Origin of the sequence: Lysinibacillus sp. FSL K6-4013 (assembly GCF_038630435.1) — a bacterium.
Classification (GTDB): Bacteria; Bacillota; Bacilli; order Bacillales_A; family Planococcaceae; genus Lysinibacillus; species Lysinibacillus boronitolerans.
This window is the reverse complement of record NZ_CP152031.1, coordinates 3,897,611-3,918,116: the sequence shown is the minus strand read 5'-3', so window position 1 is coordinate 3,918,116 and position 20,506 is coordinate 3,897,611. Positions and strand designations below refer to the sequence as shown.

13 protein-coding genes, 16 tRNA genes and 3 rRNA genes are annotated in these 20,506 nt (G+C 41.6%); 29 read left to right on the top strand and 3 right to left on the bottom strand.

From position 1 onward, the window contains the following. Positions 1 to 177: 177 nt before the first annotated feature. The 6 genes from MHB39_RS19470 (at position 178) to MHB39_RS19445 (ending at position 7,415) form a co-directional block, all read left to right on the top strand. A complete protein-coding gene (locus tag MHB39_RS19470) occupies positions 178 to 1,371 on the top strand; it encodes an HpcH/HpaI aldolase/citrate lyase family protein (protein WP_342545018.1) in 1,194 nt (397 codons plus the stop codon). Continuing rightward, positions 1,352 to 2,710 (top strand): phosphoribosyltransferase family protein, encoded by a 1,359-nt coding sequence (locus tag MHB39_RS19465; RefSeq protein WP_342545017.1) that lies wholly within the window; start codon positions 1,352 to 1,354, stop codon positions 2,708 to 2,710. The genes MHB39_RS19470 and MHB39_RS19465 overlap by 20 nt, the downstream gene beginning before the upstream one ends. Further along, entirely contained in the window at positions 2,707 to 3,807 is a 1,101-nt protein-coding gene (locus MHB39_RS19460) for a cysteine protease StiP family protein (protein ID WP_342545014.1), read from the top strand. The genes MHB39_RS19465 and MHB39_RS19460 overlap by 4 nt, the downstream gene beginning before the upstream one ends. An 8-nt stretch (positions 3,808 to 3,815) precedes the next feature. Next, entirely contained in the window at positions 3,816 to 4,631 is an 816-nt protein-coding gene (locus MHB39_RS19455; protein ID WP_342545013.1) for an HAD family hydrolase, read from the top strand. A gap of 95 nt (positions 4,632 to 4,726) precedes the next feature. Next, positions 4,727 to 6,358 carry a YceG family protein gene (locus MHB39_RS19450; protein WP_036076999.1) on the top strand — a complete coding sequence of 544 codons (1,632 nt, stop codon included), beginning with the start codon at positions 4,727 to 4,729 and terminating at the stop codon, positions 6,356 to 6,358. A 22-nt stretch (positions 6,359 to 6,380) separates the two neighbouring features. Beyond that, complete coding sequence (locus MHB39_RS19445) at positions 6,381 to 7,415, top strand: toxic anion resistance protein (RefSeq protein WP_342545012.1); 1,035 nt, start codon at positions 6,381 to 6,383, stop codon at positions 7,413 to 7,415. A 126-nt stretch (positions 7,416 to 7,541) separates the two neighbouring features. Here MHB39_RS19445 and MHB39_RS19440 read toward each other — a convergent pair whose 3' ends face one another. Together MHB39_RS19440 and MHB39_RS19435 are read right to left on the bottom strand one after the other, a co-directional pair. Further along, complete coding sequence (locus MHB39_RS19440; RefSeq protein WP_016994014.1) at positions 7,542 to 8,630, bottom strand: aromatic acid exporter family protein; 1,089 nt, start codon at positions 8,628 to 8,630, stop codon at positions 7,542 to 7,544. Positions 8,631 to 8,764: 134 nt separating this feature from the next. After that, the gene (locus tag MHB39_RS19435) at positions 8,765 to 10,051 is read right to left on the bottom strand and encodes a glutamate-1-semialdehyde 2,1-aminomutase (RefSeq protein WP_036077004.1); all 1,287 of its coding nucleotides are present in this window, start codon (positions 10,049 to 10,051) and stop codon (positions 8,765 to 8,767) included. Positions 10,052 to 10,180: 129 nt separating this feature from the next. Here MHB39_RS19435 and bcp point away from each other — a divergent pair, with 129 nt between their 5' ends. From bcp to perR, 3 genes are all read left to right on the top strand, one after another. Beyond that, complete coding sequence (bcp, locus tag MHB39_RS19430; RefSeq protein WP_036077006.1) at positions 10,181 to 10,657, top strand: thioredoxin-dependent thiol peroxidase; 477 nt, start codon at positions 10,181 to 10,183, stop codon at positions 10,655 to 10,657. After that, positions 10,654 to 11,598 (top strand): D-2-hydroxyacid dehydrogenase, encoded by a 945-nt coding sequence (locus MHB39_RS19425; protein WP_036077007.1) that lies wholly within the window; start codon positions 10,654 to 10,656, stop codon positions 11,596 to 11,598. The genes bcp and MHB39_RS19425 overlap by 4 nt, the downstream gene beginning before the upstream one ends. A 120-nt stretch (positions 11,599 to 11,718) precedes the next feature. Continuing rightward, positions 11,719 to 12,162: a peroxide-responsive transcriptional repressor PerR gene (gene perR, locus MHB39_RS19420; RefSeq protein ID WP_016994016.1), complete on the top strand. Its 444-nt coding sequence runs from the start codon at positions 11,719 to 11,721 to the stop codon at positions 12,160 to 12,162. A gap of 22 nt (positions 12,163 to 12,184) precedes the next feature. Here perR and MHB39_RS19415 read toward each other — a convergent pair whose 3' ends face one another. Beyond that, a complete protein-coding gene (locus MHB39_RS19415) occupies positions 12,185 to 12,538 on the bottom strand; it encodes a YgzB family protein (RefSeq protein WP_258860977.1) in 354 nt (117 codons plus the stop codon). 149 nt (positions 12,539 to 12,687) lie between these two features. Here MHB39_RS19415 and MHB39_RS19410 point away from each other — a divergent pair, with 149 nt between their 5' ends. The 20 genes from MHB39_RS19410 to MHB39_RS19315 all read left to right on the top strand — a co-directional run bounded on the left by MHB39_RS19410 (position 12,688) and on the right by MHB39_RS19315 (position 20,301). Then, a complete protein-coding gene (locus MHB39_RS19410) occupies positions 12,688 to 13,575 on the top strand; it encodes a nucleotidyltransferase-like protein (protein ID WP_036077012.1) in 888 nt (295 codons plus the stop codon). Positions 13,576 to 13,927: 352 nt separating this feature from the next. Beyond that, positions 13,928 to 15,480 (top strand): 16S ribosomal RNA (locus MHB39_RS19405). A gap of 182 nt (positions 15,481 to 15,662) precedes the next feature. Continuing rightward, positions 15,663 to 18,590: ribosomal RNA gene (locus MHB39_RS19400) — 23S ribosomal RNA — on the top strand. 111 nt (positions 18,591 to 18,701) lie between these two features. Next, a 5S ribosomal RNA gene (rrf, locus tag MHB39_RS19395) occupies positions 18,702 to 18,817 on the top strand. The 16S, 23S and 5S rRNA genes sit together here with 16 tRNA genes alongside, the layout of an rRNA operon. 16 nt (positions 18,818 to 18,833) lie before the next feature. Then, positions 18,834 to 18,910 (top strand) — tRNA-Asn (locus MHB39_RS19390). 5 nt (positions 18,911 to 18,915) lie between these two features. Next, positions 18,916 to 19,007: transfer RNA gene (locus tag MHB39_RS19385), tRNA-Ser, on the top strand. Between the two features lie 24 nt (positions 19,008 to 19,031). After that, a tRNA-Glu gene (locus MHB39_RS19380) sits at positions 19,032 to 19,106 on the top strand. A 15-nt stretch (positions 19,107 to 19,121) separates the two neighbouring features. Further along, positions 19,122 to 19,197, top strand: a tRNA-Val gene (locus MHB39_RS19375). A 26-nt stretch (positions 19,198 to 19,223) separates the two neighbouring features. Beyond that, a tRNA-Met gene (locus MHB39_RS19370) sits at positions 19,224 to 19,298 on the top strand. 3 nt (positions 19,299 to 19,301) lie between these two features. Continuing rightward, positions 19,302 to 19,377 (top strand) — tRNA-Asp (locus MHB39_RS19365). 15 nt (positions 19,378 to 19,392) lie between these two features. Further along, positions 19,393 to 19,465: transfer RNA gene (locus tag MHB39_RS19360), tRNA-Phe, on the top strand. Positions 19,466 to 19,477: 12 nt separating this feature from the next. Then, a tRNA-Thr gene (locus MHB39_RS19355) sits at positions 19,478 to 19,553 on the top strand. Between the two features lie 9 nt (positions 19,554 to 19,562). Then, positions 19,563 to 19,646, top strand: a tRNA-Tyr gene (locus MHB39_RS19350). 13 nt (positions 19,647 to 19,659) lie between these two features. Then, positions 19,660 to 19,733, top strand: a tRNA-Trp gene (locus MHB39_RS19345). Positions 19,734 to 19,745: 12 nt separating this feature from the next. Beyond that, positions 19,746 to 19,821: transfer RNA gene (locus MHB39_RS19340), tRNA-His, on the top strand. A 35-nt stretch (positions 19,822 to 19,856) separates the two neighbouring features. Further along, positions 19,857 to 19,932, top strand: a tRNA-His gene (locus MHB39_RS19335). Positions 19,933 to 19,936: 4 nt separating this feature from the next. After that, a tRNA-Gln gene (locus MHB39_RS19330) sits at positions 19,937 to 20,011 on the top strand. Positions 20,012 to 20,016: 5 nt separating this feature from the next. Then, a tRNA-Gly gene (locus tag MHB39_RS19325) sits at positions 20,017 to 20,091 on the top strand. Positions 20,092 to 20,099: 8 nt separating this feature from the next. Further along, positions 20,100 to 20,173: transfer RNA gene (locus MHB39_RS19320), tRNA-Cys, on the top strand. 47 nt (positions 20,174 to 20,220) lie between these two features. After that, positions 20,221 to 20,301 (top strand) — tRNA-Leu (locus MHB39_RS19315). Positions 20,302 to 20,506 lie beyond the last annotated feature (205 nt).

The following is a 20,506-nucleotide window of genomic DNA, read 5'->3' as shown; positions in this document are numbered from 1 at the left end:
CCATCTTTCACATGAAATTATCGTTATTATTTTAATTGCTGCATTCTTATTGACATTTGTTATTTACAAGTTGAAAAAGAAAACAGCAGTGTAAACAAGGCACTGTATTAGTCTGTATGGAACAGGCTGATACAGTGCTTTTTTCACAAAAGGCATAGTTACTGGGGAGAGGATTAGATGCAACACTTTGCAACAGAAGCAGAGACGATTTTTTATAAGAAGCCACAGCCGTTTACAAAATGGGAAACGTCGGATATTTTGTCATATGCCTTAGGTGCGACTTTGTATATGCCAGCTTCCATGCCTACGATTGTGAGCTTGATCCGATCACAAAAATATAAGGAACTCACATCACTTGTCATTGATTTGGAGGATGCAGTTGGAGATGCAGAGTTAGTAGATTGTGAAGCTAAGCTGATAGAGGATATTAGTGAATTATATGCACTCTATCAGCAAAAACAGCTATTACTTCAGGAGCTCCCTTTACTTTTTGTTCGAGTACGTCATGTTGAGCAATTTCAAAAGCTAACAACTGTTTTAGGAAAAAAGCAAGAAATATTAACTGGCTATGTCTTTCCGAAGTTTACAGCAGAACAGGGTGCCCGTTATTTCGAGTTGCTTGAACAAACCATTTTAGAAAACGATTTAATTTTATATGGTATGCCAATTTTAGAAAGTCGTGAGGTACTATATAAGGAATCTCGCATGGAAGCGTTATTAGACATTAAAGCAGTTCTACATCAATACAAAGCCCGTGTGTTAAATGTACGAATTGGTGCTACCGATTTTTGTGGTATTTACGGAATTCGACGCCGTATGGATTCTACCATTTATGATATTAGTGTCATTCGCGATTGTATTGCAGATATTGTTAATATATTAGGCCGTGAGGAAGATGGTTTTATTATTTCTGGGCCTGTCTGGGAGTATTTTAATAATCAGCGTGTATTAAAGCCCGCACTTAGAGTGACACCATTCAGTGAGAAAGGTGCGCTTAATACAAGGAAAGCATTATTAGACGATTGTTTAGACGGATTAATGAAAGAAGTTTTAATGGATAAACAAAATGGCATAGTGGGAAAAACAATTATTCATCCGAGCCATATCCGTGTTGTGCATGCCCTCTATGCTATTTCGTATGAGGAATACTTAGATGCACTAAGTATTATAGAAAATAATGATGGACAAAAAGGTGTTATGAAAAGTCACTATGCTAATAAAATGAATGAAATTAAGCCACATATGAGATGGGCACAGCGGATTTTAAAACAGGCTCATGTCTATGGTGTCTATCATGAATCTGTCGATTTTGCCTCACTTTTATTACAGTCTGAAATAGGTGGTAGTCTATATGCAACAACAAATGAGTAAATTAAGCATTTTACCGAATTATTCAATAGATATTGAAATTACCTACAATCCACATAATTTTGCGCTATCCAATTTGTTTAAAATGGCGGCTCGGATTAATAAGAAAAGACAATTTTTGTTTGTAAGCACAGTACTAGGCAAACATTTGGCTGTCCGTCCGCAAATCCCTTTACTGACAGGAACTCTTTTAGCTATGCTGTATCAGCAGCATCTTACTGGACAAAAGGTAATGGCTAAGTCTGTCGTAAAAGCTTTAAAAGACGGAGCTAATTTGGATGAAGTACAAAAATCCATAGAAGGAACCCTGAAATTAACGGATGAAACATTGTTTATTGGCTTTGCAGAGACGGCAACAGCACTTGGACACGCAGTATTTAATGCCTTTCACTCGAATGCTATGTATATCCACACAACACGTGAAGTGCTGCCTGATTTTGAGCCATTTGTTACGTTTGAGGAAGAACATTCACATGCGACAAGCCATAGAATTTATACGGAGGAACCAGAATTTTTACTGCAAGCTAAGCGCATTGTGTTAATTGATGATGAGATTACGACGGGGAATACGGTCATTAATATTATTGAGACATTAAGACAGAAATTTCCTTTAGTGAGACAGTATGCGGTACTATCTATTTTAGATTGGCGTTCAAAACAGCAGCAATCCATCTTTAAGCAATTAGAAGTACAATGGGATATCTCTATAGAGTTCATCTCCATTATGTGTGGGAATTTTAGCTGTTCAGGTATGCCAAGCTTAACAAGCACGCAACCAAATTTACAAACACAGGCTACAGAAGATATGGAACTATGGTCAATTCAGGCGCCTGTTGATCGTAAATTCTATCAATCTGTTGCGGAGAATGGTTTAGTAAATAATCAGCCTTATCTAGTAGCGACAGGGAGGTTTTTGCTCACTTCAAAACAGCATGTTGCACAAAAGAAATCGTTACAAGCTATCGCTAAGCAATTACAAGAGCTAAGAACAAACGGGCCAGCGCTTGTTATTGGCACGGGTGAGTTCATGTATGTTCCTATGCAAATTGCCTCTTATTTAGGAAATGATGTTTACTTTCAATCAACTACTCGTAGTCCAATCTATTGTACGGATGATTTGGGATATACGATTAACGAAAAAATAGCCTTTGAAAGTCCAGAAAATAACGGGGTTACTAATTATTTATATAATCTTCAAAGCCAGTCCTACATGGAACTTTTCTTCATTGTGGAACGTATAGCAAGTAAAGCGGTAGTTGCTCGTGTGGTGAAGGCATTACAAGAAGCCACTAAAGCCAAAGTATACGTAATTAGTATGCATGAATTGGAGGGAGAACGATGATATCGACTTTGCAGCCAGATAAAATGGGGAGTTATGCACCAGAGGACGTTATTTTTTTATTGCGTGATATTGGAAGTGCATTCCTTGAAATGGATAATGAGAAACGTGAACAGCTCATTCAATCGGGCATACATTATTCGGAAATGCTGCCAGTGGAGAAGCAACCATCTGATACCTACATGAATCTTTTTTATAAAGCGTTAGATGCTTATGCAGAAAGAATAGCAATCGCAGTTGGCGTAGTGGCAGAGCAAATCATTGAAAATAGAGGGTTAGAAAATTTAATTCTTGTGAGTTTAGCTCGTGCAGGTACACCCATTGGTATTTTAATCAAACGGTATATAGCCATACGTTATCATGTGAATGTTCCACATTACTCCATTTCTATACTACGAGGTCGTGGTTTTGATGAAACGGCAATTCGTTATATTTTGACACAGCACCCTCTAGGAAGTCTTCAATTTATTGATGGTTGGACAGGAAAAGGGGCAATTACCAATGAATTAATTCAATCCTGCCAAAAGTTTAACTTACAATATCAAGCACAGTTAAGCGCCAATTTAGCTGTTTTGGCTGATCCTGGCCATTGTGCCGCTATTTATGGAACTCGTGAGGATTTTTTAATACCTTCTGCTTGTTTAAATTCAACTGTATCTGGTTTAGTGAGTAGAACGGTATTAAATTTGCAGTTTATGGATGCAAACGATTTTCATGGTGCAAAATACTATAAAGAATTAGAGGCCGTAGATGTCTCCAAGCTGTACATAGAACGTATCGTCACATGTTTTGAACAAGTACAGAGTAAAATTGTGCAACAAATTCAAGAGCAGGAATTCTCTCCGATTACTTGGGAGGGCATGAAGTCCGTGCAAACAATTCAACGAGATTTTGGTATTGATAATATTCATTTCATTAAGCCAGGTGTTGGGGAAACGACAAGAGTTTTGCTGCGAAGGATACCTTGGAAAATTTTAATTAACCCACAGTACATGGATGAGCTAAAACATATTTTGTTATTAGCACAGGAAAAAAATGTATTGGTTGAAGAGTATTCGTATATGTCCTATGCATGTTGTGGTTTGATCAAAGAATTATAGAGGAGAATATGATGATATTATTTACATCTGATTTAGATAGAACCCTTATTTATTCTAAACGCATGATGGAGATGTTTCCGCCAGCTACAGAGACAATCGTCGTTGAACACAAGATTGAAACTGCAATGAGTATGATGACCCAGGCAACAGCACCCCTATTGCAACAGGTGCACCAACAAACTCTATTTGTACCTGTTACAACAAGAGCATTACATCAATATAAAAGAATTCATTTTATTCATGATTTATGCCCTGCTTTTGCAATTACAAGCAATGGGGGTACAATAGTAGAAAAGGGTCAGCCATATGAAAAATGGACACAAACATTATCTAGACGCATTGAAGATTCTTCAATTCCTCGTATGGATATGCTAAAGCTTTTTCAGACGATTAAATCTGATACATGGCTACAACGTTCTTTGTATATTGATGAGCTTTTTTACGTACATCATGTAGATATCAACGTTTTACCATCCGATGAATTACAAGCGATGATTCGAGAGTTTGATGTGCATGGTTGGTATGTTCTATTACAAGGGAAAAAATTGTATTTTATGCCTAAGGTGCTGACAAAGGAAGCGGCTATAGAATATATAAAGGAATTCTGTACATACGATATGCATATCGCAGCAGGTGATTCTATTATGGATTATGGCATGCTTGCAATGGCTGATTTAGGTTTTACACCAAATCATGGAGATTTAAAGGATAAACAGCCTAAAGTTTTACAAAATACAACTTACTCGCCTCTCTACGGCGAAGCATTTACAAAAGATTTATTGGAAGCGGTTTTAAAGATGGCATCACAACATACGGTCATATAAAAGTTCAAATATTTTTGTTGTCATTAGGTGAGGCGCCCTATGATAAATGAATGCTTCCACATAGGCTGAGGATGATTTTTAGGAGGTGCGTTTGTATGCAAACAATCACAATTAAATCAGTGTTGGAGCGTCATCCTGATGATTGGCTACAGGCGTTTCAAGATTCACCAAAGAATCGTGCATTTTATGAAAAAACAGAGCAACAAGTGAGTTTTAGTAGAATTGCTGTACGTGTATTGGGTGTACCAATCGAAGAAGATGATTACTTCAATTCATTATTTACATTGTCACAAAACGCTAACATCCATATTTTAAGTGAAGAATTAAATAAACATATTGAACCAAAAGACTTTCAGGCAATACAAGCAATCCTTTCACAGCATCAACAAACTCCACAAGGTCTATCTATTAATCGTTTAGTGGCAATGATGTATGGTTATCAATTAATTCCTAAACATGATGATAGTGTAATGAATCGCCATTTACAGTTAGCAACCATTAAAGTAGTAGAGCTCTTTCAAAAACAGCAATCGTTAGGTTTGCTAGCAAATGACTTTCGCCGTTTTTTAATTGATATGGTGAAATGGTTAAAAAATCATTGGATTCTATGGACAAAATCCATGAAACCAACAGATGATTTTCCTAAAGTAGTTTGGTACGGGGAAGCAACACTCAGTCAGCGCTATTTCTTATTATTATTAATGGAGCTAGGTTGTGACGTATTAATTTTTCATCCAGCTAAAACGGATGAATTTGCTGAGATTGATCCTAATGATTCTTTCTCCATCACATATGCATATTCAAATCAAACAGCTTTACAGCCATTTCCTGATAAGTTGCGTGATCGACAGGCAACGGTCGGATATCGATCGAGTCAGCATTTTGAACAATTAATGCATGATCAGCAATCAGGTGTCTATAAGCCTTGGCAGTTTAAAGATTTTATGCCACGCTCCTTAACATTAAGGATGACATATGACGATATTTTTATTTATGCAAAAGAGAAAGCTTTGGTTCGACCGCAGTTTGAAGTGGTTGGAGATGAGGTTGTCATACCAGTCATATTTGCAAAAATTAGTGGGGTTTCGAGCCAACGTGAAGAATACTGGCATTATATGCATCAGTTATTAGCAAATCCGCAAACTGTTTTTGTCCAGAAATTCCCCTATGCATCAACGAGCAGAGCCAATTTCCACTTTCACTATAAGCATTGCCTAGTAAATGGAGAGCTGTCAGTAGAGCGTATTATGCAAAGTGATTGGTGGCAATATGGGGAATTAACATTGGAGCTACAGCGTGCAATTGCACATACGATAAAAACTTCCTGTGAGCAGCCCATGTTGAAACAACAGCTGAATGAGTCCTTATATGATTTACAGTTATTTTTATTTAAACAAATGACGATGATTCCTCCGGAGGTACTGCGATTACTACAAAGCTTTGATTATTCACAAGAGGTACCGAAGCTGGTATTATTCCAAGCACCTCAACAACCAGCTTTATCACGTGAGGATATGGCATTATTGGCCTTTTTAAATCGATTTGGTGTGGATATTGTTTTTTATAACCCGACAGGACAACTAGATTTAGAAAAACATTTACGAGAAGATAGTTACGATGTACATCGTTTAGAGCATATGCTATTTGACTTGCACTACGAAGAACCAAAGCCACAGAAAACTGCACCCGACAAAATCATAAAAAAACTCTTTAATCGTTTTTTCTGATGATAGGAAGGAGGCGGCACAAATGTCAAATAACTCGTTGACGCTGAAGCAGCTAACGCTGGAAACAGCAGAAGCCTTCAAAGAACAGTTACGGGATCATGCAGAGGTAAAGCAAATTGCCAATCAAATCGATATAAAAAATCAGTTAGAGCTATTAGCTTTGGGAAAAGAGCCGGCTACAAAATTAGCTACATTTGCAGATCAAATTTTAGCAATCATCACCCAGTCAACAACTTTCGAATCAAATGAATTATTTAAGCAGCTTGAAGCCCTTATGCAGACTTTCGACAAACAAGATTTTACAGAACAAAAGGGCTTTTTTAAAAAGCTATTTGCACGGAAGACCAAAAATGATGGCGATTTATTTACGAAATACAATGGACTGGGGAGAGAGATTGAGAAAATCCATTATCAATTTGTGCTGATGGAAGAAGAATTAGCGAAGGATAATCGAGTACTTGCACGCTTATATCAAGAGGACCTCATGTACTATCTAGAGCTAGAAAAATATATCGTAGCAACTGATATGAAACTTCATGAAGTCCAAACAACATTGATTCCGATGTATGAAAAACAGAGTGAAGCAGGTAATCAGCTGGCGAAAATGGAGCTAAATCGTTTGCAAGCTATTGCAGAGATGCTCCAGCAAAAAATAGATGATTTAGAAAAATCGCGTATGGTGGCTATTATCACAGCTCCCCAAATCGATATGCTACGTAATGGTAACAGTGAATTGATTGAACAAATTAATGGGGCTTTTGTTAAAACCATTCCTGTTTTTAAAATGGGTTTGATGAATGCAGTTAATGAAAGACGTCAACAATTACAAAGTCAATCAGCCTCTGCCTTTGAAGACCGTATGAAGCAATTTGGGGGAGCTAGCAAGGAAGCGGTGCAATTAAGTACTGCCATGGCTCAACAATCCAGCACTACCCAGACTCTTGAAGAAATGTGGGATACTATTGTATCAGGCATTGCCAATTATCAGCAATTACGTGATGAACAAACGGTCAAACGCCAACAAGCAGAGCAACAACTGCTAACATTACGTTCTTAGCTCCTTTCCTCTAAGTAGATTACTACTTGGAGGTTTTTTGTATAGAAAAAGCAACAGACTTTTCTTCATTCAAAGGGTGATCAAAAGCCCCTAGAATCAAGGTAATCTGTTGCCATAAAATGCTAGCTAAATGAATTCTTCTTCAAATTCTACATTGATTTCATGTCCATGATAGCTTTGGTAGGACACAATGAGTGTATCGAGATGTTCTAGGTTTTCCTCATAATCTAAAATACGCGATAATATATAGAGTAGGTGATAGCTAGAAAACTCCGTATCGCCCTCTTCACGAGCAAAGTTGATTTGCTTGATGAAAATTTCCATCAGCTCATTACGTTGGACATAGTCAATGCTTTTACTCCACTCCGAATGCTCAGGCTTTAGCTTTCCTGTATATTTTAAGAGCAATTGCTCATGGTATGTTAACAAGGAATCAAGTCTCTCCTGAATCATTAAATGAAATTGTGTAGGGAGCTGAGCTAATTCATTTTCGTGATTATGCAAACGCTGTAGCAATTCCAAGCTTTTCTTGGAAGTTAAAATCATTTGACGATAGACTACTAGTTTGCGTGCTTTCACATATTTTTTATTTTTTAAGTAATTACGCTCTTCCTTATAAAAATCATACAGCGTATCCACTCGTAGCATACGGTTTTTAAACTTACTTAATGCTGTTTTTGTGGATGTATGCTCAGAAGCTTGCCGTACAGCCAGTCGTGTCCAACGAATAATATCATCTTGTAAAATATAAATTTTGCGAAATAGTTTTACCTCGTATTTAGGTGGTAAGAACACAAGATTTACGACAAATGCTGCTAATACCCCAACTAATATCGTAACAAAGCGTATCAAACCAAACGTTAAAAAGTCATCCCCTTGAAATTCCATAATAGCTACAACTGATACCAACGCTAGCGAAAGTGATTTTTCGAGTTTAAACTTTAACATTAAACCAATAGCTATTATGACGGCTATACCAATGGCAACGACATGATGGCCAAAAAGTAAGCCGAAAATGACGGCAATTGTCGCACCTATAATATTCGCTTGTACTTGCTCCACAATGGTTTGGTAAGAACGATAAATAGAAGGCTGAATAGCAAAAATAGCTGCAATTCCAGCAAAAACAGGTGAAGGTAGTTTTAACAACTCTGCAATAAATAATGCAAATACGATAGCTACACCAGTTTTAAATACACGGGCACCTAATTTCATAAAGATGTCCTTTCTGTCTAATATTTTTTAGCTTCTTTACATTATAGAAGGAAGTGCTCATAAAATACATAGATTTGCATGGATAATAAGAAAAAGGCGACTTCTACTTGCAAGTCGCCTTTTTCTTGTCAAGATTACAATTGAGAAAACGCAATATCTACTGCTTTAATTGTTTCCTGAATGTCTGCTTCTGTATGCTCAGTTGTTAAGAACCATGCTTCATATTTAGAAGGAGCTAGATTAATACCTTGCTCAAGCATGTGTTTAAAGAAGCGTCCAAATATTTCACCATCAGAGCTTTCAGCTTGTTCATAGTTTTCTACCTTCACATCTGTAAAGTAAATAGTAAGCGCTCCTTTAAGACGATTTAACGTGATGGTTACGCCATGTTTTTTAGCGGCAGCTAAAATACCTTCTTCTAAAATTGCGCCTAATCTATCCATTTCCTCATATATACCTGGTGTTTGTAGCACTTCTAGGCAAGCAATACCAGCTTGCATAGATGCAGGATTTCCAGCCATCGTACCCGCTTGGTATGCTGGGCCGAGTGGTGCAACAGTATCCATAATCTCTTTGCGTCCGCCATATGCACCGATTGGTAAACCACCACCAATAACTTTACCAAGTGCAGTTAGATCAGGTGTTAGGCCAAGTAAATTTTGAGCGCCACCATAGTGGAAGCGGAAGGCCGTGATGACTTCATCGTAAATCGTTAGGGCCCCTTTTTCCTTTGCTGTAGCATGTACTAATTCAAGGAAACCTGGCTTCGGTTCAACAATACCGAAGTTTCCTACTATTGGCTCGATTAAAATAGCTGCAATCTCCTCGCCCCATTTATCCATGGCTTCTGTAAAGGCTTCAGGGTTATTAAAAGGTACAGTAATAACTTCTTCAGCAGTCGAAGTTGTAACACCTGCTGAATCAGGTGTTCCTAATGTTGCTGGACCTGATCCAGCAGCCACTAATACTAAATCGAAGTGCCCGTGGTAGCAGCCAGCAAATTTCATGATTTTTGTACGGCCTGTATAGGCACGTGCCACACGAATCGTTGTCATAACAGCTTCTGTGCCAGAGTTGTTAAAGCGTACTTTATCCATCGAAGGGATGGCTTCCTTTAACATTTTTGCAAAAGTAACTTCATATTCAGTCGGTGTCCCAAACAGTGTACCATTTTCAGCTGCGTGCGCTATGGCCTTTGCAATATGTGGATGGCCATGACCAGTAACGATTGGACCATATGCTGCTAGGTAGTCGATATAGCGATTGCCATCTACATCCCAAAAATAGGCACCTTTTCCTCGCGCCATGGCTACAGGAGAACCGCCACCTACTGCTTTATATGAACGAGAAGGGCTGTTTACACCACCAACAATATGCTGTAAAGCCTCTGCATGTATTGCTTCAGATTTTGCATGATTCATAGAATTGCCTCCTAACTTTTTATACGTAATCTATTGTAGACCTATCACTGTAAGAAATCCAAAGAAATTAAGGGATATGACTTGATTTGTTACTTAGAGTAAAATAGAACCTACAGAGGAGGAGATTGTATGACTTTACTAGAAGGACAAAAGGCGCCAGATTTTTCTCTAATGAACGAAAAGGGCGAGATGGTGCATTTAGCTGATTTTAAAGGGAAGAATGTTATTTTATATTTTTACCCAAAGGATATGACACCAGGCTGTACGACAGAGGCATGTGATTTTCGCGATAAGTTTGAGGACTTCAGTCATTTAAATGCTGTTGTTCTTGGTGTTAGTCCAGATAACGAGAAAAAACATGCAAAATTTATTGATAAGCATGGCTTGCCATTTTCATTATTAGTGGATGAGGATCATGCTATTGCTGAAGCATATGATGTATGGACTTTAAAGAAAATGTATGGACGTGAATATATGGGCATAGAGCGTTCAACGTTTTTAATTGATACTGAGGGGAAGCTTGTAAAAGCTTGGCGCAAGGTTCGAGTAAAAAATCATATTGAAGAAGTTTACGCTTATTTAGCAGAACAGGAGGCAAAACAATGAGAATCTATTTTACATTTGAACCTAGACCAGATTTACGAGAGCCATTATTAGCAGAATTTCCACAGGTTGAATTTATCTTTGAAAAGAGCTTATCAAATGAAGAGCTTCAACAAGCGGATGTCTTAGTTACATATGGTGAAGATTTAACAGAAGAGAGTATTCAATATGCGACGAAGCTAAAATGGATTTTTGTTGCATCGGCAGGTATAGAAAAAATGCCGGCTCAGGCTATTATCGAACGCGGCATTCTAGTTTCAAATGTTCGGGGCATTCATAAAACGCCTATGGCTGAATCCATGCTTGCTCATATTTTAGCCATTAAACGAGCTTTGCCTTGGATGTATGAGCAGCAAAAGAAAAGTGAATGGTCGAAAAAAGCACAACAAACGGAATTACGAGATAGTACGGCACTTATTTTGGGACCGGGTGCCATTGGTTCGGAAGTTGGGCGTTTATTGCAAGCTTTTGGGGTTACGACGATCGGCTGTAACCGCTCTGGTAAAGAAGCGGCCTATATGAATACGATGATTAGCTTTGCTCAATTAAAAGAGGCTCTACCTCAAGCGGATATTGTTATTTCTGTATTACCAAAAACAACAGAAACGACCCATTTATTAGAAGAAGAGCATTTTGCTGCGATGAAAAATAATGCGATCTTCATGAATTTTGGTCGAGGTAATTTAGTGGATGAAAAGGTACTCATTCAAGCGATCGAAACAAAGCAAATAGGACACGCAGTTTTAGATGTATTCGAAGAGGAGCCCCTGACATCTGACAATCCATTATGGACATTACCAAATGTCATAGTATCACCCCATGTATCCAGTCATTCTTCTCGATATGTCGAGCGTAGCTTAGAAATCTTCAAGCCAAGCCTAACAAAATGGCTAAAAGGTGATACTGATTTAGAAAATGTCATGGATCTATCAAGAGGATATTAAGGAACAGCCATTGATTTATTGAGGATAAGCAATGTGTGATTGTTGACGAAGTAGTACGAATTGGATACACTATTTATAACAATTATAAATTAATAATACTTATGGAAGAGGTGCATGACGATGTCTACAACGCATTTACAAGATGCACTGGACACGTTGAAAACAACTGGTGTACGTATTACTCCTCAGCGTCATGCTATTTTGGAATATCTAATTCAATCAATGGCACATCCTACTGCCGATGAAATTTATAAAGCACTTGAGGGCAAGTTCCCTAATATGAGTGTAGCGACTGTTTATAACAACCTGCGTGTATTTCGTGAAGTAGGTCTTGTGAAAGAGCTAACTTACGGGGATGCTTCAAGTCGCTTTGATTTCGTGACAAACGATCATTACCATATGATTTGTGAATGCTGTGGTAAGATCGTCGATTTCCATTATCCTGGACTCGACGAAATAGAGCATTTTGCATCACAGGTAACAGGCTTTGATGTGCATTCGCATCGCTTAGAGATATACGGCACTTGTCCAACATGTAAAGTTGCTACTGCAAAAGTTCAATAAAAATCCTAGCTCTTAGAAAGGGCTAGGATTTTTTTGATTTATTATTATAGGATTGATCGAACTCTTTACCTTCTAGAGTAGGATCAAGTGTTAATGGCTCATTGCAGTACATGCACATATCTACTCGTCCTAAAACCTTTGTATGCTTATGACAATTAGGACACTCAACTTGAACAGCTCTTGTTGACAGTAATCCGATCCAAGCGTATACAACTGTACTACCGATAATACAAAGAACACCTAGTGACATGAAAATTAAAACTAATATCGGGCTATTTTTAAAGAAAATGCCTCCGTACATGACAATAAAACCAAAAAAGATTAGTGCTAGTGCGAATGAACGAATTTTATTAATTTTACTTTTATAAGGTTTCATATTTCATCTTGCCTCCCAATCTAAAATCTACTATAACATATAAGGACAAAGTATTTTAGCTTTGAACTGAATGAAAGAAGGAATACTTTTAGAGTATGTCGAATTTTTAACGGAATAAAGAACCTATTATGAATAAAGGAGGGCTGAACATGGAGCAAGTACTGCGTCCAATCTATCAAGAACGTGCGAGTCAGTCGAATACATTAGGCGTAATTTTAGTGGAAAAGCGTGAAGAACAAAGTAACGTTACAGATACATTTGATACGGTTTTACTCATTATCGTAAAAGAAGCAGAGCAACCAGTCTTTTCAAAACATTACTTATATGAAGGAAATAAAATCGCTCTACATACTGTTACGGAAAAATTAATTCGAAAATGGTTACTCATCGGTTCAAATCGGAAGGTCGTCGATTGGATATTCTTCGGTAGAGTATTATTTGATCGGAATGAATTTCTGCATAAATTAAAAATAGAATTGCAGGAATTTCCGTATAGCGGACGTAAAATTAAAACAGGTATTCAATTTTCAAAGTTAATTCGTCGCTATTTGGAAGGGAAAGAATACTTCGATAAAGGAAGTTACTTGGATGCTTATAATCACGTTGTGGATTCCCTACATCATTTAGGTCGTTTATCTATTATCGATAGTGGCCTGTATCCTGAAGTAACTGTTTGGGCTCAGGTGAAAAAAATTGAGCCAGCCATCTATAAGCTGTATGAAGAGCTAGTGACAAGTAATGAGCCAATAGAAAAGCGCTTAGAATTGTTGTTTTTAGCAAGTGAGTTTTTAATCCACTCTCGTACACGAGATGGGGCACAGCATATACTAGAAGTCATGCAAACAAAAGAAATGTGGACCATTCAGGAATTACATGATCATCATGAGCTCGTGAATTACTCAGTGGATTTAGAAGTGTTTGTGGAGTATTTAGTGGATAAAGGCTATATTCAAATTGAACCAATTGCAGCGAAAAATGAAAGGATATTTCACCGTCATTACAAGGTAAATAAAGATGCTCTAGAAATGGGGCAATGACTGTAGTATGCTTGTAATCGAGGTATCTAAAAATACCTCGATATTTTTTTAGAAAAGTTGTTGACGAATAATATCTTAGTATTGTATTATATTAATTGTCGCTAAGACATAACGATTAACTCAGAAAAAAGCATAAAAAACTTCTCTTAAAAAGTTGTTGACATGTTTTAAATAAGATGTTAATATAAAGAAGTCGCTGAAAAAAACGACTTAAACAAAAATGAACCTTGAAAACTGAACAAGCAAAACGTAATCAATAAAGTTTTAAGTAGCTAGCTTAGCTAGTGAACAAAACACAATTTTGGACATCAAACATGATGCCAGCAAAACAATTTGAGCTAATCAAATTTCTTTTATGGAGAGTTTGATCCTGGCTCAGGACGAACGCTGGCGGCGTGCCTAATACATGCAAGTCGAGCGAACAGAAAAGGAGCTTGCTCCTTTGACGTTAGCGGCGGACGGGTGAGTAACACGTGGGCAACCTACCCTATAGTTTGGGATAACTCCGGGAAACCGGGGCTAATACCGAATAATCTCTTTTGCTTCATGGCAAGAGACTGAAAGACGGCATCTCGCTGTCGCTATAGGATGGGCCCGCGGCGCATTAGCTAGTTGGTGAGGTAACGGCTCACCAAGGCGACGATGCGTAGCCGACCTGAGAGGGTGATCGGCCACACTGGGACTGAGACACGGCCCAGACTCCTACGGGAGGCAGCAGTAGGGAATCTTCCACAATGGGCGAAAGCCTGATGGAGCAACGCCGCGTGAGTGAAGAAGGTTTTCGGATCGTAAAACTCTGTTGTAAGGGAAGAACAAGTACAGTAGTAACTGGCTGTACCTTGACGGTACCTTATTAGAAAGCCACGGCTAACTACGTGCCAGCAGCCGCGGTAATACGTAGGTGGCAAGCGTTGTCCGGAATTATTGGGCGTAAAGCGCGCGCAGGCGGTCCTTTAAGTCTGATGTGAAAGCCCACGGCTCAACCGTGGAGGGTCATTGGAAACTGGGGGACTTGAGTGCAGAAGAGGAAAGTGGAATTCCAAGTGTAGCGGTGAAATGCGTAGAGATTTGGAGGAACACCAGTGGCGAAGGCGACTTTCTGGTCTGTAACTGACGCTGAGGCGCGAAAGCGTGGGGAGCAAACAGGATTAGATACCCTGGTAGTCCACGCCGTAAACGATGAGTGCTAAGTGTTAGGGGGTTTCCGCCCCTTAGTGCTGCAGCTAACGCATTAAGCACTCCGCCTGGGGAGTACGGTCGCAAGACTGAAACTCAAAGGAATTGACGGGGGCCCGCACAAGCGGTGGAGCATGTGGTTTAATTCGAAGCAACGCGAAGAACCTTACCAGGTCTTGACATCCCGTTGACCACTGTAGAGATATAGTTTCCCCTTCGGGGGCAACGGTGACAGGTGGTGCATGGTTGTCGTCAGCTCGTGTCGTGAGATGTTGGGTTAAGTCCCGCAACGAGCGCAACCCTTGATCTTAGTTGCCATCATTTAGTTGGGCACTCTAAGGTGACTGCCGGTGACAAACCGGAGGAAGGTGGGGATGACGTCAAATCATCATGCCCCTTATGACCTGGGCTACACACGTGCTACAATGGACGATACAAACGGTTGCCAACTCGCGAGAGGGAGCTAATCCGATAAAGTCGTTCTCAGTTCGGATTGTAGGCTGCAACTCGCCTACATGAAGCCGGAATCGCTAGTAATCGCGGATCAGCATGCCGCGGTGAATACGTTCCCGGGCCTTGTACACACCGCCCGTCACACCACGAGAGTTTGTAACACCCGAAGTCGGTGAGGTAACCTTTTGGAGCCAGCCGCCGAAGGTGGGATAGATGATTGGGGTGAAGTCGTAACAAGGTAGCCGTATCGGAAGGTGCGGCTGGATCACCTCCTTTCTAAGGATTATTTCGGAATACAAACCTTGGGTTTGTAAGATTACGTTTTGCGTTCAGTTTTGAAGGTTCATTCTTTCTGAATGAAATACTTCAAAACTTGTTCTTTGAAAACTGGATAAAACGACATTGAAATTGTAACAAACACATTTATTTTTTAAGTTTTTTTATAGGCTTAATAACTTGGTTAAGTTATTAAGGGCGCACGGCGAATGCCTTGGCACTAGGAGCCGAAGAAGGACGGCACTAACACCGATATGCTTCGGGGAGCTGTAAGTGAGCTTTGATCCGGAGATTTCCGAATGGGGGAACCCACTACGTTTAATCGCGTAGTATCTTGACGTGAATACATAGCGTCTTGAAGGCAGACCCAGGGAACTGAAACATCTAAGTACCTGGAGGAAGAGAAAGAAAAATCGATTCCCTGAGTAGCGGCGAGCGAAACGGGAAGAGCCCAAACCAAGAGGCTTGCCTCTTGGGGTTGTAGGACACTCTATACGGAGTTACAAAAGAGCGAGTTAGATGAAGCGACTTGGAAAGGTCCGCCAGAGCAGGTAAAAGCCCTGTAGTCGAAAGTTCGTTCTCTCCTGAGTGGATCCTGAGTACGGCGGAACACGTGAAATTCCGTCGGAATCCGGGAGGACCATCTCCCAAGGCTAAATACTACCTAGTGACCGATAGTGAACCAGTACCGTGAGGGAAAGGTGAAAAGCACCCCGGAAGGGGAGTGAAAGAGATCCTGAAACCGTGTGCCTACAAGTAGTTAGAGCCCGTTAATGGGTGATAGCGTGCCTTTTGTAGAATGAACCGGCGAGTTACGATTACGTGCAAGGTTAAGCTTTAGAAGGCGGAGCCGCAGCGAAAGCGAGTCTGAATAGGGCGAAGTAGTACGTGGTCGTAGACCCGAAACCAGGTGATCTACCCATGTCCAGGGTGAAGGTGAGGTAACACTTACTGGAGGCCCGAACCCACGCACGTTGAAAAGTGCGGGGATGAGGTGTGGGTAGCGGAGAAATTCCAATCGAACTTGGAGATAGCTGGTTCTCTCCGAAATAGCTTTAGGGCTAGCCTCGTGATGAGAATACTGGAGGTAGAGCACTGTTTGGACTAGGGGGCCATCCCGGTTTACCGAATTCAGACAAACTCCGAATGCCAGATATTTATACACGGGAGTCAGACTGCGAGTGATAAGATCCGTAGTCAAAAGGGAAACAGCCCAGACCACCAGCTAAGGTCCCAAAGTAATCGTTAAGTGGAAAAGGATGTGGCGTTGCACAGACAACCAGGATGTTGGCTTAGAAGCAGCCATCATTTAAAGAGTGCGTAATAGCTCACTGGTCGAGTGACGCTGCGCCGAAAATGTATCGGGGCTAAACGATTCACCGAAGCTGTGGATTGACATCTACGATGTCAGTGGTAGGAGAGCGTTCTAAGTGCGTTGAAGTCAGACCGGAAGGACTGGTGGAGCGCTTAGAAGTGAGAATGCCGGTATGAGTAGCGAAAGACGGGTGAGAATCCCGTCCACCGTATGACTAAGGTTTCCTGAGGAAGGCTCGTCCGCTCAGGGTTAGTCGGGACCTAAGCCGAGGCCGATAGGCGTAGGCGATGGACAACAGGTTGATATTCCTGTACCACCTCCTCACCGTTTGAGAAATGGGGGGACGCAGTAGGATAGGGTAAGCGCGCCGTTGGTTGTGCGCGTCCAAGCAGTAAGGCGTGTGTGTAGGCAAATCCGCACACTGTAACGTTGAGCTGTGATGGCGAGTCCGTATGGACGAAGTTCCTGATTTCACACTGCCAAGAAAAGCCTCTATCGAGGTGAGAGGTGCCCGTACCGCAAACCGACACAGGTAGTCGAGGAGAGAATCCTAAGGTGTGCGAGAGAACTCTCGTTAAGGAACTCGGCAAAATGACCCCGTAACTTCGGGAGAAGGGGTGCTCTTGAGCGTGCAAGCGCATGAGAGCCGCAGTGAATAGGCCCAGGCGACTGTTTAGCAAAAACACAGGTCTCTGCAAAACCGTAAGGTGACGTATAGGGGCTGACGCCTGCCCGGTGCTGGAAGGTTAAGAGGAGTGGTTAGCGCAAGCGAAGCTGCGAATTGAAGCCCCAGTAAACGGCGGCCGTAACTATAACGGTCCTAAGGTAGCGAAATTCCTTGTCGGGTAAGTTCCGACCCGCACGAAAGGCGTAACGATCTGGGCACTGTCTCAACGAGAGACTCGGTGAAATTATAGTACCTGTGAAGATGCAGGTTACCCGCGACAGGACGGAAAGACCCCGTGGAGCTTTACTGTAGCCTGATATTGAATTTTGGTACAACTTGTACAGGATAGGTAGGAGCCAGAGATCTCGGAGCGCCAGCTTCGAAGGAGGCGTCGGTGGGATACTACCCTGGTTGTATTGAAATTCTAACCCATGCCCCTTAGCGGGGCAGGAGACAGTGTCAGGCGGACAGTTTGACTGGGGCGGTCGCCTCCTAAAAGGTAACGGAGGCGCCCAAAGGTTCCCTCAGAATGGTTGGAAATCATTCGTAGAGTGTAAAGGCACAAGGGAGCTTGACTGCGAGACCTACAAGTCGAGCAGGGTCGAAAGACGGGCTTAGTGATCCGGTGGTTCCGCATGGAAGGGCCATCGCTCAACGGATAAAAGCTACCCCGGGGATAACAGGCTTATCTCCCCCAAGAGTCCACATCGACGGGGAGGTTTGGCACCTCGATGTCGGCTCATCGCATCCTGGGGCTGTAGTCGGTCCCAAGGGTTGGGCTGTTCGCCCATTAAAGCGGTACGCGAGCTGGGTTCAGAACGTCGTGAGACAGTTCGGTCCCTATCCGTCGTGGGCGTAGGAAATTTGAGAGGAGCTGTCCTTAGTACGAGAGGACCGGGATGGACACACCGCTGGTGTACCAGTTGTCTTGCCAAAGGCATCGCTGGGTAGCTATGTGTGGACGGGATAAGTGCTGAAAGCATCTAAGCATGAAGCCCCCCTCAAGATGAGATTTCCCATTACGCAAGTAAGTAAGATCCCTCAAAGACGATGAGGTAGATAGGTTCGAGGTGGAAGTGTGGTGACACATGGAGCTGACGAATACTAATCGATCGAGGACTTAACCAATATGTTTGAAACATTCAATGTATCGTTTATCCAGTTTTGAAAGAATAAAATATTAGAATATACTTGTAATTTTTATAAGTTATGTTATAATAAGTATTGTCTTTCAAATAGTCTAGTGATGATGGCAAAGAGGTCACACCCGTTCCCATACCGAACACGGAAGTTAAGCTCTTTAGCGCCGATGGTAGTTGGGGGCTTCCCCCTGTGAGAGTAGGACGTCGCTAGGCTATATACTAAAATTATTCCGAAGTAGCTCAGTTGGTAGTAGCACCTGACTGTTAATCAGGTTGTCGCAGGTTCGAGTCCTGCCTTCGGAGCCATTCTTGGAGAGTTGTCCGAGTGGCCGAAGGAGCACGATTGGAAATCGTGTAGGCGGTTAACACTGTCTCAAGGGTTCAAATCCCTTACTCTCCGCCAGCACTTTGATGTGTTCCAAACGATGGCCCCTTGGTCAAGTGGTTAAGACACCGCCCTTTCACGGCGGTAACACGGGTTCGAATCCCGTAGGGGTCACCATTTAAATACCCAGATGGAGGATTAGCTCAGCTGGGAGAGCATCTGCCTTACAAGCAGAGGGTCGGCGGTTCGAGCCCGTCATCCTCCACCATTATTTTTACAACATTATAGTATTATCGCGGGGTGGAGCAGTGGTAGCTCGTCGGGCTCATAACCCGAAGGTCGTTGGTTCAAATCCAGCCCCCGCAACCAAATGGTCCCGTGGTGTAGCGGTTAACATGCCTGCCTGTCACGCAGGAGATCGCCGGTTCGATCCCGGTCGGGACCGCCATTTATTTTAAAATATGGGTCAGTAGCTCAGTTGGTAGAGCATTAGATTGAAGCTCTAAGTGTCGGCGGTTCGATTCCGTCCTGACCCATCTTGTTTTTTTGCCGGTTTAGCTCAGCAGGTAGAGCAACTGACTTGTAATCAGTAGGTCGTGGGTTCGATTCCTATAGCCGGCACCAGATTTTCCCGGAGGGGTAGCGAAGTGGCTAAACGCGGCGGACTGTAAATCCGCTCCTTAGGGTTCGGCGGTTCGAATCCGTCCCCCTCCACCAGTTTTATTATTTTAGGGGCATAGTTCAACGGTAGAATAGAGGTCTCCAAAACCTTTGGTGTGGGTTCGATTCCTACTGCCCCTGCCAATTAATTTTATGGCGATTGTGGCGAAGTGGTTAACGCACCGGATTGTGGTTCCGGCATTCGTGGGTTCGATTCCCATCAGTCGCCCCATCTAATATAAAATTAATAAACATCATAATACAATGGCGATTGTGGCGAAGTGGTTAACGCACCGGATTGTGGTTCCGGCATTCGTGGGTTCGATTCCCATCAGTCGCCCCATTGTTGGGGTATAGCCAAGCGGTAAGGCAACGGATTTTGATTCCGTCATGCCTAGGTTCGAATCCTAGTACCCCAGCCATTTTTGCGGAAGTAGTTCAGTGGTAGAACACCACCTTGCCAAGGTGGGGGTCGCGAGTTCGAACCTCGTCTTCCGCTCCATGTATGACGGCGGCATAGCCAAGTGGTAAGGCACGGGTCTGCAACACCCTTATCACCGGTTCAAATCCGGTTGCCGCCTCCATATTTTAACTGTTAATCGGTTTATCCGATTTTTTTTATCTCCATTATGCCGGTGTGGCGGAATTGGCAGACGCGCACGACTCAAAATCGTGTTCCTTTGGAGTGTCGGTTCGACCCCGACCACCGGTATCAATTACAACGAAGAATCCTTGATTTATTAGGGATTCTTTTTTTATTGTAAAAAATTATAGAATGTATATAAACATAGATAAAAAAGAGGTAGACTGAATGGGTCTTATTGTTGCCTATACAACAGCTATATTATATGTAATCACGATGATCGTGGTAACGTTAACTAATAGATAAATGTGTGCTTGTCTTCTATTATAGATAC

Bases quoted from the DNA above. Each gene is read 5' to 3' on its own strand.
- MHB39_RS19470 (WP_342545018.1), top strand. From the start codon at position 178: ATGCAACACTTTGCAACAGAAGCAGAGACGATTTTTTATAAGAAGCCA.
- MHB39_RS19465 (WP_342545017.1), top strand. From the start codon at position 1,352: ATGCAACAACAAATGAGTAAATTAAGCATTTTACCGAATTATTCAATA.
- MHB39_RS19445 (WP_342545012.1), top strand. From the start codon at position 6,381: ATGTCAAATAACTCGTTGACGCTGAAGCAGCTAACGCTGGAAACAGCA.
- MHB39_RS19455 (WP_342545013.1), top strand. From the start codon at position 3,816: ATGATGATATTATTTACATCTGATTTAGATAGAACCCTTATTTATTCT.
- MHB39_RS19425 (WP_036077007.1), top strand. From the start codon at position 10,654: ATGAGAATCTATTTTACATTTGAACCTAGACCAGATTTACGAGAGCCA.
- MHB39_RS19415 (WP_258860977.1), bottom strand. From the start codon at position 12,538: ATGAAACCTTATAAAAGTAAAATTAATAAAATTCGTTCATTCGCACTA.
- MHB39_RS19450 (WP_036076999.1), top strand. From the start codon at position 4,727: ATGCAAACAATCACAATTAAATCAGTGTTGGAGCGTCATCCTGATGAT.
- MHB39_RS19460 (WP_342545014.1), top strand. From the start codon at position 2,707: ATGATATCGACTTTGCAGCCAGATAAAATGGGGAGTTATGCACCAGAG.
- bcp (WP_036077006.1), top strand. From the start codon at position 10,181: ATGACTTTACTAGAAGGACAAAAGGCGCCAGATTTTTCTCTAATGAAC.
- MHB39_RS19435 (WP_036077004.1), bottom strand. From the start codon at position 10,051: ATGAATCATGCAAAATCTGAAGCAATACATGCAGAGGCTTTACAGCAT.
- MHB39_RS19410 (WP_036077012.1), top strand. From the start codon at position 12,688: ATGGAGCAAGTACTGCGTCCAATCTATCAAGAACGTGCGAGTCAGTCG.
- MHB39_RS19440 (WP_016994014.1), bottom strand. From the start codon at position 8,630: ATGAAATTAGGTGCCCGTGTATTTAAAACTGGTGTAGCTATCGTATTT.
- perR (WP_016994016.1), top strand. From the start codon at position 11,719: ATGTCTACAACGCATTTACAAGATGCACTGGACACGTTGAAAACAACT.